Source organism: Streptomyces sp. NPDC029164 (genome assembly GCF_055563995.1).
Window position 1 is genome coordinate 19195 of record NZ_JBVHWW010000013.1, and the last position, 13690, is coordinate 32884.

The following is a 13690-nucleotide window of genomic DNA, read 5'->3' on the forward strand; positions in this document are numbered from 1 at the left end:
TTGCGTGATACGTACGCTTCGCCGCCGTGCCCTCTCGCTGGCCGCCGCCGCGGCCGTCACGGTCGGCCTCGCCATCGCCCTCCCCTCCTCCCCCGCCTCCGCGGCGGCCCCCTGCGCCGGCGCCTGGACCTCGTCCGCCGTCTACACGAACGGCATGAGCGCCTCGTACGCCGGGCACAACTGGCAGGCCAAGTGGTGGACCCAGGGCGAGACGCCCGGCACCACCGGGCAGTGGGGCGTCTGGTCGGACCAGGGCGCCTGCGGTGGCGGCGGTGGCCAGGACCCCGACCCCGGCAATCCGTCCGGATTCGTGGTCTCCGAGGCCCAGTTCAACCAGATGTTCCCGAACCGGAACCCCTTCTACACGTACAACGGCCTGGTCGCGGCGCTGTCCGCCTACCCCGGATTCGCCAACACCGGGGACGACACCGTGAAGCGGCGCGAGGCCGCGGCCTTCCTCGCGAACGTCTCGCACGAGACGGGCGGACTCGTGTACATCGTCGAGCAGAACACCGCCAACTATCCCCACTACTGCGACACGAGCCAGCCGTACGGCTGTCCGGCGGGGCAGGCGGCGTACTACGGCCGCGGCCCCATCCAACTCAGCTGGAACTTCAACTACAAGGCGGCCGGTGACGCGCTGGGCATCAACCTCCTCGCCAACCCGTACCTCGTGGAGCAGGATCCGGCCGTCGCCATGAAGACGGCGCTCTGGTACTGGAACACCCAGAACGGCCCGGGCACCATGACCGCGCACGCCGCCATGGTGAACGGCGCGGGCTTCGGCGAGACCATCCGCTCCATCAACGGGTCCCTGGAGTGCAACGGCGGGAACCCCGCCCAGGTCCAGAGCCGCATCTCGAAGTACCAGAGCTTCACCCAGCTGCTGGGGGTGACCCCCGGGAACAACCTCGGCTGCTGATCCGCCGATCCGCGGTGGGCACGGTGGGAGGCGACCGCGGGCCGGCCGGATCGCCGAGGCCCGGAAGAAGGGGTTCCTGCCCCCGCTCAAGCCCTGACCCCTGCTGATCCGCGGCGCGGTCAGCGGGTGCGCAGGGCGGTCGCGAGCTGGGCCCGCGAGCGGACGTCGAGCTTCTGGTAGATGCGGGTCAGCCGGGCCTCCACCGTCTTGACGCTGAGGAACAGCTTCGCCGCGGCCTCCTGGTTGCTGGCGCCCTGGCTGACGAGCAGGGCGAGCCGGGTCTCGGCCTCGGTCAGCATCGCGGCCGCCGGCACCTGCGCACCGCCTCCCTCGCCGGGAGCCGGCTCCCTGGCGAGCTCCGTCCAGGGAGCCGCCCCGGCCAGGCCGAACACCTCGGCCGCCGCCCCCAGCGCCGCGCGGGCCGGGGCCCGCCGGCGTCTGCGGCGCTCCACCCGGGCGAGGGCGAGCAGCGTACGGCCCCGCTCCAGGGGCAGTTGCAGGTCGTCGAAGCGCCGCGCCGTGGACTCCAGCAAGTGGACGGCCGCGTCGGCCTCCCCCTGGGCCGACAGGCACAGGCCCCGGGCCCTGTCGAGGGCGGCGACGACCCCGGGGCGTCCCAGGCTCAGGGCGACCGTACGGACGCGGTCGAGGAGGTCGGCGGCCTCGCCGGGCTCGTCCGCGGCGATCAGCGCCTCGGCCAGCTCCCCGTGCCAGCGCAGTACGGAGGGATCCACCACCTGCTGGGCGGCCTCCAGCGCGGCGACGCGGCGCAGGGTGGCGACCGCCTTCGCCGCCTCTCCGGTGGCCAGTTCGACCAGGCCGAGCGCGTGCAGGCTGCGGGAGAGGAAGACCTGGTCCTGCTCCTCCTGTGAGGCCTGGATGCCGCGCCGGGCGTAGCCGGCGGCGCGTGCGAAGCTGCCGCCCATGGCCTCGGCCATCGCGGCGACGTACCAGGCGGGGCCGGGCGACAGGCCCGCCTCGATCGTCAGCTCCAGGGCCCGGCGGGCGTGGGCGGAGGCGGCCTCGCAGCGGCCGCTGCGCAGCTCCATCTCGGTGAGGCTGCGCAGGACCTCGAAGACGTCCTCGGCGGAGCCGGTGCGCTGGACCGCCGGGAGCAGGACCATCAGCTGGTGGCGGGCGTCGGCGAGGCGGTCGTCGAAGAGGGCGTGCCGGACGGCGAGGTACTGCGGGGCGTTGCGCATGCCGAGCGGCACCTCGGGCGCGGGCAGGGCGAGTGCCTCGGCCAGGATCTCCTCGGCGTCCGTGTCCCCGAGGATGCGGCCCATGCGGGCCCGTACGGTCAGGGCCATGGCCTCGGCGGTCTGGTCGCCGCCGAGTGCGGCGAGCCGGCCGGCCTCGGCGGCCGCGTCGCGGGAGCGGACCGGGTCGCCGTCGCTGAGGTTGTGCTTCCAGGCGATCCGCAGCTGGACGGCGGCCTGGAGCGAGGGGTCTCCGGCCGCCTCGTCCATGGCGTACGCGAAGGTCTCGTCGAGTGCGCCCAGGGCCTGTCCGGCGGCGTCCATCACGGCGAGCCGGGCCCGTACCCGGTCGGCGGGCGAGGCGTCGCGGGCCAGGACGGCCCGGGTGGCGCGGCGCGCGAGGTCGGCGCGGCCGGCCCAGCCGGCGTCCTCGGCGGCCGTGACGAGCCGGGCCAGTTCCTCGCCGGCCAGCCAGGACGGCGTACGGTCGGCGGCGAGCAGGCCCAGTTCGGCGGCGAGGGCCCGCTGGCCGCGGCGGCGGCAGACGGCGGCGGCCTCGGTGATCTCGGCGGCGAGCCACTGGTCGGGGGTGTCCACGGCCAGCGCGCGGTGGCGTACGGCCTGGACCGGGTCGTCGACGGCGGCGGCCAGGGCCGCGTGTCCGGCGGCGCGTTCGGGCCAGCCCGCGTCGGCGGCGAGGGCGGTGAGGAGGGCGCCTGCGGTGAACTCCACGGTCCCGTCCTCCCCCACTCTGACCAGTGCGGCCCGTTCCGCCTCGGCCAGCTCGGCCTCGGCGTCGGGGCGGCCTGCGCGGCGGAGGAGGGAGGTGGTGGGGCGGGAGGCGAGGGCGGCGAGCAGCAGGGTGCGGCGGGCCTGGGCGGAGACCCCGGCGAGGAGCCGGCGGGCCACCTCGCGGGCCTGTCCGGAGACGGGCAGCGGGTCGGCGTGGTGGGCGCTGCTGTCGCGGGCCTCGGCGGCTTCGGCGAGGGAGTGGCCGAGGGCGAGGGCGAGGCGCGGGTTGCCGCCGCTGGCCTGGTGGATGCGGCCGGCGAGGCGGGCGGGGAGGCAGTGGCGCACGAGGAGTTCGGCGACCTCGTCGGCGCCGAGCGGGGGGACCCGGATCGCGGGGACGTCGGGTCCGCAGAGGGGTTTGCCGACGGAGGCTCCGCCCTGGACGCATTCGGCGACCAGGACCCGTACGCGGGGTGGGGTGAGGCGCAGTGCGAAACGGAGCAGGTCGGTGCTCTCGGCGTCGAGCCACTGGGCGTTGTCGAGGACGAGCAGGACGGGGTGGCGGGCGGCGAGGGTGCGGAGCACCTCGACGACGGCGAGGCGCAACGCGATGTGGTCGCGTCCGGCGCGGGGGGCGTCGGCCTCGCGGCGCAGCAGGGCGATCGCGGTGCGCTGGGGGCCGGAGAGCTGGTCCAGGGCGGCGGCGGGGACGGAGGCGAGGAGGGCGGCGGCGGAGGCTTCGGGTATCCACTGGTCGGCGGCCTCGGGGGCGAGGCGGAGCACGCTCTCGCGGCGGGATTCGGCCGCGGCCGCGACGGCGCGCACGACCTCGGTCTTGCCCGCGCCGGCGGGTCCGGTGAGCAGCGCCCGGCCGTGCGTCGTCAGCGCAAGACCGACCGCCTTGATGAGTTCACCGTGTCCGACACTCGTGTCAGCGTTCCCCGTCGCCGCCACCACGCACAGCCACCAGCCTTCCGGTCCCCAGCTCCTGTGCCTTTCCTGTGAGAGGCGAGAATACGAGGTCGGACGGCAGGTGGACCCGGATTGTGACGCAGAATTCAGTCACGTGGCACGAAAACCCGGCGGACCTGCCGATACGCGGGGTATCGGCAGGCCCGGGGATTCATTTGGTCCGTACTATCGGCCCGTCAGGCCGAGTTGTTCCGGACCCCTGGTGGAGGGGAAGCCGCTCAGAACGCGAGGTTCCAGGAGTCGATCTTGCCGGTGTCGCCGCCGGCGTTGTCGTTGACCCGCAGCTTCCAGGTGCCGTTCGCGACCTCGGAGGAGGCGTTGACGGTGAAGACCTGGCTGATGTTGTCGGTGCCGCCGCCGGTCCGGTTGTGGACCGTGTAGACGCTGCCGTCGGGGGCGACGAGGTCGACCTTGAGGTCACCGATGTAGGTGTGGACGACGTTCACGCCGACCTTGAGGGTGGCCGGGGCGTTGCCGGTCTTCCCGGTGACGGTGATCGGGCTCTCCACGGTGGTGTTGTCACCGATGGCGAAGTCCGTGCCGTTCTCGAAGCCCGGGGTGGGCGGGGTCGAGGTGACGGCGGCGACGGTCGCGGCGGCGTCGGCGAGGCCGGTGCCGCAGCCGCCGGTGCAGGTGCCGGCCAGCGGGCGGGCGTTCGTCTTGATCGCCGACTCGATCTGCGCCGGGGTCAGCGCGGAGTTCGCCGACTTCAGCAGGGCGGCGAGGCCCGCGACGTGCGGGGCGGCCATGCTGGTGCCCTGGTAGGGCTTGTAGATCTCGGCGCCGGGGGTGGTGGTGCCCGCGTTCAGCGTGGAGAGGATGGCGTTCTCGGGAGTGGTGACGGTGCCGGGCGTGTCGGTGGCGCGGCGGGTCTCACCGCCCGGGGCGGCGACGTCGATGATCGCGCCGTAGTTCGAGTAGTACGAGCGGTCGCCCGCGCGGTTGCTCGAGGCGACGTTGATCACGTTGTTGCAGCTGGCGGGCGAGAAGTTCGCGGCGTCCGCGTTGCTGTTGCCGGCCGCGACGACCACGGTCGTACCGCGGGCGACGGCGGCGTTGATGGCGTTCTGGTAGCTGGTGCCGCAGGCGCCCGAGCCGCCGAGGCTCATGTTGATGACCTTGGCCGGGGTGGCGTTGGCCGGGACACCGGCCACGGAGCCGCCGGAGGCCCAGGTGATGGCGTCGACGATGTCCGAGGTGGCGCCGCCGCACTTGCCGAGCACGCGGACGGGCTGGATCTTCGCGCCGTACGCGATGCCGGCGACGCCCTTGGAGTTGTTCGTGGCCGCGGCGATGGTGCCCGCGACGTGGGTGCCGTGCCAGGAGGAGTTGCTCGCCTTGGAGCCGAGGCCGCACTCGCCGTCGGTGGCGTTCCAGTCACCCTGGTCGGCGGGGTTGTTGTCGCGGCCGTTGCCGTCGCGGGCGTCGGCGGAGCTGGAGATGAAGTCGTAGCCCGCGACGATGTTCGGGGCGACGTCCGAGTGGGCGACGTAGCCGGTGTCGATCACGGCGACGGTGACACCGGAGCCGGTGGTCTTGTCCCAGGCGCCGGGAACGTTCATGCCGGCGGTGGGCTCGAAGAGGTCCCACTGCTTGGCGTACTCGGTGTCGTTCGGGGTGACGGCCTGGGCGTACGCGCGGGAGTCGGGCTCGACGTAGGCGACGTCCGGGTCGGCGCGGAACTGAGCCATCACGTCGGCCGCGTCGGCCGGGGCCACGGTCCCGCCGAGGTTGACCAGGGCCGCTCCGGTGCCGAGGCGGCGGTCGAACTTCGCCTTCTTGCCGGCCTTCTTGCCCTTGGCGGCGGCGTCGTCGGCGGCCGCGGTGTTCGAGCTGGCCTCGGTGGCCGAGGACTTGTAGCCGACGATGAGGTTCTGGACGGGCGCCGTGGCGGCGACCGTGGCGGCCGGTGCCGCGCCGGGGTTCTCGACGGCCACGGCCACGGAGGCCGCGGCGGTGGCGGAGCCGGCGAGCAGGGTGACGGACATGGCCACCACGGATATGAGCCGACGTCTGGAAGCGTGCACGTGTTCCCCTTCGAGGGCCGTTTCCGGGCAGGCCGGAGCGGCCGGTCGGTGCGGTGTGGGAGGTTCCGGCGGCCGCGGGGCCGGAAGCGAGTTGGTCGGTCTCGCCCCGGCCGCCGCCGCGCGCCACGTCGTCCCGGCCGCAACGGCGGGGCAGGGACGACGGCGTTCCCGGCCCTTCCCCGGACGGTGGGGCCTACACGCCATGTGGGGTTGGCGTGTGAACCGCCCCGTCAGGGGAAGATCGCCGGTGGGCAGACAGTAGGCAACGCGGCGATGAACTCGATACGGGGAAAACCCTTGTCCGCCCCCTGCCGCACCCCCCGGGGGTCCCTCGGCAGGGGGCGACGGGCAGGCGGCGGCTAGGTCGTCGGGAAGAGCTTGCGGTAGTAGGTCCAGCTGGTTTCGTTCGGTTCGCTCCACTTCTCCGGGGCGTGGGCGAATTCGGGGTGATGGTCCGCGATGTACGCGCGGGTGCGCTCGGGCACCTGCGCGTACGCGTCGAGCTTGCGGCCGCGGCAGTGGAAGGTGAGGCCGCCGGGGCGCGCGCCCTGTTCCATCCAGGGCAGCCACGGGGACATCCGCGTCCAGGACATCGTCGCGGGGACGCTCGCCGCGTCGGTGGCCAGCGCGGCCCGGGGTGTGAAGAACTGGAAGAGTTCCAGCGCCCGGTAGGTGTCGTCGGCCGACTGGGCCGGGTACTCCTCGACCGGCAGGGGCGAGGGGTAGGCGAGCGGGATCTCCAGGCTGAAGCAGACCTGGTCGCCCAGTTCGGTCACGGGCACCGGGAACGGCCGCCACCGCTGGTTGGCCGGATCGTTCCAGACGTGGACCACCGGCTTGCCCTCCCAGGTCTCCGTGATCTCCCGGGTCCGGGGGTCCAGGTAGAACGCGGCCTCCCTGGAGAGCAGCTGGTAGCCGCCGATCTCGTCGTCCGGGACGAGGCGGGCGACATTGAGCCCCTCGAAGCCGAAGAGGCGCCGGTAGGGCTCGCCCGGGGCCCAGGCGTGGACGTCACCGGTCCACCAGAACGTGACCTCGTCGCCGTCGAGCGAGGCGCGGGTGCGGGCGAATGCTTGCAGGAGTTCGGCGGGTGTCGCGGCTGCTGTCATACGGCTCACTGTGCGCGGCGGCGGCCCGGGCCGGCAAGCGCCCTCACGGACAACCGGAGCCCCCTTCAAGGGGCTTGGGGGGCTGGTGGGGGCAGGTGGATTCGGCGGTCCCGGGCCGGGCGGCGACCGTCATGCGGATGCCAGGTTGACGACGGTCGCGCCACCGGCGACCGTGACCGCCATGGGGAAAGAACGCCGACTGCTCACACTCGTCATCTGCCTGGTCCTGGGGGGTGGACTGACCGCCGCGGTGCTGGGTGCCTCGCGAGCGACCGGTCCGCACGGGGGGACCGTGGCCGGGCGTCCGGCGCCCTCCGACTACGTGGACATGCGCGACGTTCCACGCGTCCCGGCCGCCGCTCCCGCCCCGGGTGCCGACGGATCCACCGGCTCGGTGGTGGTGGACTGCGGCCGCAACGAGCAGGGCCACTACAACGAGGACAACCTGGTGGTCTCGCCGGGCCTGCGGGCCGGCGCCCACCACACGCACGCGTACGTGGGGAACCTGTCCACGGACGCGATGTCGACCGACGCCTCCCTGGACGCGGCCGCCACGAGCTGCGCGGGCGGCGACCGGTCCACGTACTACTGGCCCGTCCTGCGGCGGCTCGACCGGCCGGGCACGCGCGCCCACGAGCATTCGGCGGGGCACGGGAACGCGGGCGAGATCCTGCCGGAGGTCTCGGTCCTGGTGGAGTTCCGCGGCAGCCCGGTGAGCAAGGTGGTGGCGATGCCGCGCTTCCTGCGCGCAATGACGGGCGACGCCGTCGCCTACACGGCGGGCAGCGACGCCGACGTACGGGCCCGCTGGGGGTGTTCCGGCTCCCCGGACCGGCCGACCACCCGCTACCCGCGATGCCCCGAGGGCGAGCGGGTCACCCGCACCCTGGTCTTCCCCAGCTGCTGGAACGGCATCGACACCGCCGGCGCCGGACACCGCTCGCACCTGCGCTTCCCCGGTACGAACGGCGTCTGCCCGCCCGATTTCTTCCCGGTGCCCGAACTGCGCGTCTCCCTCGCCTACGAGGTCCCCGCGGGGGTCCCCGTGGCCCTCGACTCCTTCCCCGAGCAGCGGCACAGCCCGAAGACGGACCACGCCATGTTCGTGAACGCGATGACCGGCCGGCAGATGGACCAGGTCGTCGGCTGCCTCAACGAGGGCCGCACCTGCCGGACCTGAGTGACGCAGGTCACGTGAACCGGGCGGGCGCCGGTGGCGTGTTCCGACCGCACCACTCAAGCGAGGAAGACGGAGAGGGTGAGATGGCCGGACCACTGTGGCCCCGCACTCGGCGGGGCTCGACCGACGAGGCACTGATCAAGTCGGTGTACGAGGAGCACGGTCACGCCCTGCTCGCGTACGCCACCCGGCTCACCGGGGACCGGGCCGCCGCCGAGGACGTCGTCCAGGAGACGCTCATCCGGGCCTGGCGGCATTCCGAAGTCCTGGTCAACGGAAAGGGTTCGGTGCGCGGCTGGCTGCTCACCGTGGCCCGCAACATCATCACCGACCGCTACCGGGCCAAGGCCGCGCGGCCCCCGGAGGTCTCCGGGGCCTCGGCCACTCCGCCGGTGGAGGCGGACCACGCCGACGCGGTGGTGGACAGCATGACGGTCCTGGGGGCCCTCGACCAGCTGTCACCGGAACACCGTGACGTCCTGAAGGAGTTGTACTACCGGCAGCTCAGCGTCGCGGAGGCGGCCGACACCCTCGGCATTCCGGCGGGAACGGTCAAATCGCGTGCGCACTACGCGCTCAAGGCCCTGCGCGACGTCTTCAGGGACCAACGTTCGATTGACAGCAGCTTCAGAGACGGAAAACGACAGGGCAGGCCGCCCCAGCAGCCCGCCGGACTGCGTGAGGTGGTGGCATGAACCGGCAGCGGCACGAGGAGGAACTGCTCGGCCCGTACGTGCTCGGCGTCCTGGACGCCGAGGAGGTCCGCCGGATCGAGGAACACATGAGCGGATGCGTGCAGTGCCGGGAGGAGGTGGCCGCGTTGCGCGAGATGGAAGCGGCACTGGGCGAGGTGCCCGAAGAGGCATTCCTCGACGGACCGCCGCAGGGCGGGGACCTGCTGCTCCAGCGCACCCTGCGGCAGATGCGCGGCGAACTGGCCGGTGCGCAGCGCCGGCGCGCGGGATTCGCGGGACTGGCCGTGGCGGCCTCGCTGGCCGCCGTGTTCTGGGCCGGAACACAGCTGGGCGGGGATCCCGACTCCGTCGCCCTGCCCGCGCCGCCGTCCCCGACGGCTCCGGCGGATCCCTCGCCGCCGCCCGCCGGGACCAAGCTGCTCTCCGCGACCGATCCGGGCACGGGCGCGCGGATGACCGTGCAGATGACGCCGGCGGCGAAGTGGGTGCGCTTGCACGCGGCGGTCACGGGAGTGCCGAAGGGCGAGCGGTGCCGGCTGGTCGTGGTCGCCAAGGACGGGACGCGTACCACCGCGGGCGGCTGGGTCGTCGGCGGCCAGGAGAACGGCGAGAGCAAGGGCGCGTCGCTGGACGGTTCGGCGGCGGTGGACCCGGCGAACGTCAAGGCGGTCCTCGTGGAGAACGAGGCCGGCCGGACGTTCGTGTCCGTACCGGCCTGACCGGGGCCGGGTCGGTTCCGGCCTGACCGGGGCCTGCGTGTAACGAGCCCGGGAGCCTGTCCGGCTCCCGGGCTGCGTCATACCCCGGCCCGGTCGAGCAGGCGGCGCATGTCCTCGGCGGGGAGCGCCGGGTTGGCCGCGGCCGCCCGCGCGGCCGCCGTGGCCTCCGGGTCGGGATCGGCGAGCAGTTCGCGGATCCGGGCCACGGGGAGCCGGGGGTCCCGGGCGGCGTACGCGCGGGTCTCCGGATCCCGGCTGAGCCGGTCCAGGAGCTCCGGCTCCCTACCGGGATCGCGCAGGGCCAGGCGCCGGCTCACGGGGTCCGGGGAGTCGCCGAAGCGCGCGGCGAGCCCGGCGGCGGGGAAGCCCGGCCGGGTGACGAGCATGCCCACGGCGCGATGGGTGCCGTGCAGGTAGAGGTCGAGGAGCAGCTCCGGCGGCGGTTCCGGGTGGAACTCGGCGAGCAGCAGGCGTACGGCGAAGTCCTCGTCCTGAGCGAGCAGTTCGACGGCGTCGGACGGCAGGCCGGGGCAGACCGCGGCGCTGCGCCGCAGCCAGGTGTGCGGGGACCGGGCGCACTCCCGCAGGAACGCGGCGTCCTCGCGGCGCTCCCACACCCAGTCGAGGACGGGCAGCCGGTCCTCGGCGCCGACCGTGAAGTCGATGGCGGCGCGCTCGGACTCGCTCAGTTCGGGGCGGGCGGAGACCTGGAGCCGGACCAGCGGGTCGGGGTCGACGGCCAGCCGCGCCACCAGGTCGCGCGGGAGTGAGGGGTTGCCCGCGATCGCCGCGAGCCGTTCCCCCTCCGCGACCACGCGTTCGGCGAGTTCCCGGGTGAGCCGGCCCTTCGCCAGGACCTCGCCCACCGGCCATGCTTCACCCAGCCGGTCGACCAGCCAGGTGGTCCGCTCCTCGTCCTCGTGGCAGACCCGCAGGGCCGCGGCCTGCCGCACGTCCGGGTCCTCGTCGTCGAGGAGCCGCTCCCGGGCCTCGTCCGCGAGCCGGTACCAGGCGCGGCAGGCCGCCTGCCGGAACAGCGGCTCCTCGTGGTCCGCGAGTCCGGCCAGGACGTGAGCGGGCGTCCCGCCCCACGTGACCAGTTCCTGGCGCACCAGAGCCCTGGGATGGTTCAGCAGCCGCTCGTACGCCCAGTCGGGCAGCGGGGCCACGCGCTGCCGGTAGGTCATGGGGCCGATCGCCAGGGCGAGGTGGACCCCCGGAGCCGGGTCGTCGACCAGCCGGGCACGCTGGTCGGGGTCGGCGCCGGCGTTCTCGGCGAAGGCCGCCCTGACGCCGCGGTCCGGGTGGACCAAGACGGCCTCGATGACCTCATGCGGCAGAACGGCGCGCCGCGCAACCGCTCGTCGCACCCACTCGTCTTCGTGCCCGAGCAGCCGCAGCAACACGTCCGCCGGCGCGGCCTCGTTCCCCACGAGCCCGTGCAGGAGCCCCCTCCACCGATCGCCCATGCCCGATCCCTCCCCGTTGATCCAAAACGGGCAGCGTAGCAAGCGAGCCCACAGCCGGACCGATCACCACATTGCGGTCCATGACATCCTGTGACGTCACAACTCGCCGGACGGAATCGGCGGACGTCCGGGGAAAATGGGGAAGGTCGATGAGGCTCTGCTTCCTGGTGGAGGAGCACTACCGCCACGACGGCATGCCGAACGAGGTGATCGGGCAGCTGACGGCGTGGGGGCACCGGGTGGACGTGGTGCGGCCGGGCGGGTCGCTGCTGCGCATGTCCGAGGCCGTGGACACGGGGGCGCACGACGCCTGGGTGCTCAAGACCGTCTCCGGCGGCCCGGGGCTCACCCTGCTCGAAGCCGCCGCCGCGGCCGGGATGACCACCGTCAACGACGCGCGGTCGATCCGGGGCGTACGGGACAAGGCGCTCGCCGCCGCCATCGGGCGCGGCCGCGGCCTGCCGCTGCCGACCACGTACGCGGTGGCCTGCCCCGAACTGCTCAGGGAGGTACCGGCGGCGGAGTACCCGCTCGTCGTCAAGCCGGCCGACGGCAGCTCCGGGCGGGCCGTGCGCCTGGTGTCCTCGCCGGAGCAGCTGGAGACGATGCTGCCCGTGCTCGCGGGCGAGGGCATGCTGATCGCCCAGCCGTACGTACCCAACTCGGGCACCGACATCAAGGTGTACGGGGTCGGCGGCGAGCTGTTCGCGACCGAGCGCTGCTCCCCCCTGCACCCGGACCCCTCGGTGCGGGAGCGCCGGGTGCCGCTGTCGGCCGAGGTGGCGGCGATCGCCGCCCAGGTCGGGGCGGTCTACGGGCTGGACCTGTACGGGGTGGACGTGCTGCTGGGCCCGGACGGGCCGGTGGTCGTCGACGTGAACGACTTCCCGAGCTTCCGTCAGGTGCCGGACGCGGCGGCGCGGGTGGCCCGGGCGGTGCTGGAACTGGCGCGGACGGGCGGCCCGGCGCAGCCGCGGGCGGCCTCCCCGCAGCCCGCGTCCACGGCCGGACCGGCACCGGCACCGGCACCGGCACCGGCACCCGCGACGCTGTCGTTCCCGACGCTGCCCGTGTCGATTCCGGTACAGGCATCGGCGAGGGCGGGCGAGAGCATATGAGGATCGGCCTGATCACGCCGGACCCCGGGCATCCGCTGCTGGCGGGAGCCGCCGCGCTGCTGGCGCCGGAGCATGTCGTCGAAGCCCTCGATCCGACCCCGCCCGGGGACGCGCCCGTACCGGTGCCCCGGCGGCCGGCCGATGTGTACCTGCTCAAGTCGGGGACCCCGCACGCCGTGGAGCTCGCGCGGGAGCTGGAGCGGCGGGGCGCGGCCGTGCTGAACTCCGCGGCGGCCACCGCGCTGTGCCAGGACCGGACGGAGATGGCCGGGCTCGCCCTGCGGGCCGGACTCCCCTTCGCCGCGACCCGTACGGTCGGCCCCTTCTCGGCGTGGGCCTCCGGGTCCCTCCTGGCCGCCCCGGTGGTGGTCAAGAGCCGGCACAACCGCAAGGGCGACCTCGTCGCCCGCGCCGACGACACCGCGGCGCTGCGCGCGTTGGCGCGGGCCTGGCCCCGGGAGCCGGTCGTGGTGCAGGACTACGCGCCCAACAGCGGCTGGGACCACAAACTGTGGGCCATCGGGGACCAGGTCTTCGCGGCCCGGCGCCGCTCCGAGCTCTCCCCCGCCGGGCGGGGCGCCAACCAGCCGCTGTCCCCGGAGGAACTGCCGCCCGAATGGGCCGGTCTGGTGCGCGAGGTGGGCGCGGTGTTCGCGCTGGACGTCTTCGGCGTGGACATCATCGACACCGGCGGCGGCACGCCGCTGATCGTCGACATCAACGCCTTCCCCGGCGTGCGGGGCCAGCCCGAAGCACCCGCGGCCCTCGCATCCCTGACCCTGCGCCGAGCGGCGGACCGCCGACGGCCGCTCGTGTGAGCCCGGCGGTGCGCGGCGTGACGGTGAACCGTAACGAGAGACAGGCGCGGCTTGACCTCAAGTGAGGTTCAGGTTGCAGGCTTCTTCGTATGCCGCCGGCCGTGCGGCAGCGCAGCACTTCATACGTTGGAGGAAGTCTCATGTCGAGCAGTGCCGTTCCGAATTCCGGCTCCGCCGTTCCCACCGCCCCCTCGGTCCGCCGTTCCGGCCTCACCTGGTGGAAGGCACTGGCCACCGGCGCGGTCGGCGCGGTCGTGGTCAATCTGATCGTTCTTGCCGTCGCCAAGCTGGCCGATGCCTCGCTCGTCGTCGTCGACGGCGGCGAAGAGCACGCGATCACGGTCGGGGGCGTCATCGGCGCCTCCGTCGTCCCGCTGCTCGCCGGGACGGGCGCCGCCCTCCTGCTGGCCCTGTGGAAGCCCGTCTTCCTGCGGATCGCGCAGTTCGTCGGCGGTGGGCTGGCGCTGCTGTCGGTCGCCGGCCCCATGTCGTCCGGTGCCGACGGCGGTACCGTCGCGGCCCTGTCCCTCATGCACATCACCCTCGGCGTGGCGGTCGTCACCGCCCTGGAGCTCCACCGCCGCCACCGTTGAGCCCGCCTGGTCGGTCCGACCGCGCACGATGCCCCGAACCTCGCGGCTCCGGTTCGGGGCGGACGCGCGCGGCCGGACGGGGGAATGCGCCGGGTGGGACGGGCGCGGGGCGGTGTCGTGGCGGGGGTCGGGAGGGG

11 protein-coding genes are annotated in these 13690 nt (G+C 73.9%); 7 read left to right on the top strand and 4 right to left on the bottom strand.

All coding sequences use genetic code 11. From position 1 onward, the window contains the following. Positions 1-4 precede the first annotated feature (4 nt). Positions 5-922: a glycoside hydrolase family 19 protein gene (locus ACZ4VT_RS14545; protein WP_467949519.1), complete on the top strand. Its 918-nt coding sequence runs from the start codon at positions 5-7 to the stop codon at positions 920-922. Between the two features lie 119 nt (positions 923-1041). Here ACZ4VT_RS14545 and ACZ4VT_RS14550 read toward each other — a convergent pair whose 3' ends face one another. From ACZ4VT_RS14550 to ACZ4VT_RS14560, 3 genes are all read right to left on the bottom strand, one after another. Beyond that, positions 1042-3810, bottom strand: a complete 2769-nt coding sequence (locus ACZ4VT_RS14550; RefSeq protein WP_467949520.1) for a helix-turn-helix transcriptional regulator — start codon at positions 3808-3810, stop codon at positions 1042-1044. Between the two features lie 233 nt (positions 3811-4043). Next, on the bottom strand, positions 4044-5813 hold the full coding sequence (locus tag ACZ4VT_RS14555) for a S8 family peptidase (protein ID WP_467949800.1): 1770 nt from the start codon (positions 5811-5813) through the stop codon (positions 4044-4046). 398 nt (positions 5814-6211) lie between these two features. Next, positions 6212-6961, bottom strand: coding sequence for a DUF1838 family protein (locus ACZ4VT_RS14560; protein ID WP_467949522.1), 750 nt, complete (start codon positions 6959-6961; stop codon positions 6212-6214). Positions 6962-7142: 181 nt separating this feature from the next. On the opposite strand from ACZ4VT_RS14560, the gene ACZ4VT_RS14565 reads away from it, so the two are divergent. The 3 genes from ACZ4VT_RS14565 (at position 7143) to ACZ4VT_RS14575 (ending at position 9555) form a co-directional block, all read left to right on the top strand. Next, positions 7143-8141, top strand: coding sequence for a DUF1996 domain-containing protein (locus tag ACZ4VT_RS14565; protein WP_467949524.1), 999 nt, complete (start codon positions 7143-7145; stop codon positions 8139-8141). 83 nt (positions 8142-8224) lie between these two features. After that, positions 8225-8836 carry a sigma-70 family RNA polymerase sigma factor gene (locus ACZ4VT_RS14570; protein ID WP_467949525.1) on the top strand — a complete coding sequence of 204 codons (612 nt, stop codon included), beginning with the start codon at positions 8225-8227 and terminating at the stop codon, positions 8834-8836. Then, on the top strand, positions 8833-9555 hold the full coding sequence (locus ACZ4VT_RS14575; protein ID WP_362809396.1) for an anti-sigma factor family protein: 723 nt from the start codon (positions 8833-8835) through the stop codon (positions 9553-9555). The genes ACZ4VT_RS14570 and ACZ4VT_RS14575 overlap by 4 nt, the downstream gene beginning before the upstream one ends. Positions 9556-9632: 77 nt before the next feature. On the opposite strand, the gene ACZ4VT_RS14580 is transcribed toward ACZ4VT_RS14575, so the two are convergent. Further along, positions 9633-11024: a hypothetical protein gene (locus ACZ4VT_RS14580; protein ID WP_467949528.1), complete on the bottom strand. Its 1392-nt coding sequence runs from the start codon at positions 11022-11024 to the stop codon at positions 9633-9635. A 149-nt stretch (positions 11025-11173) separates the two neighbouring features. On the opposite strand from ACZ4VT_RS14580, the gene ACZ4VT_RS14585 reads away from it, so the two are divergent. The 3 genes from ACZ4VT_RS14585 to ACZ4VT_RS14595 all read left to right on the top strand — a co-directional run bounded on the left by ACZ4VT_RS14585 (position 11174) and on the right by ACZ4VT_RS14595 (position 13553). Further along, entirely contained in the window at positions 11174-12142 is a 969-nt protein-coding gene (locus tag ACZ4VT_RS14585) for an ATP-grasp domain-containing protein (protein WP_467949530.1), read from the top strand. Then, a complete protein-coding gene (locus ACZ4VT_RS14590; RefSeq protein ID WP_467949532.1) occupies positions 12139-12960 on the top strand; it encodes an ATP-grasp domain-containing protein in 822 nt (273 codons plus the stop codon). Before ACZ4VT_RS14585 ends, ACZ4VT_RS14590 begins: the two co-directional genes overlap by 4 nt. Positions 12961-13100: 140 nt before the next feature. After that, on the top strand, positions 13101-13553 hold the full coding sequence (locus ACZ4VT_RS14595) for a DUF6069 family protein (protein WP_467949534.1): 453 nt from the start codon (positions 13101-13103) through the stop codon (positions 13551-13553). The last annotated feature ends 137 nt before the right edge of the window (positions 13554-13690 follow it).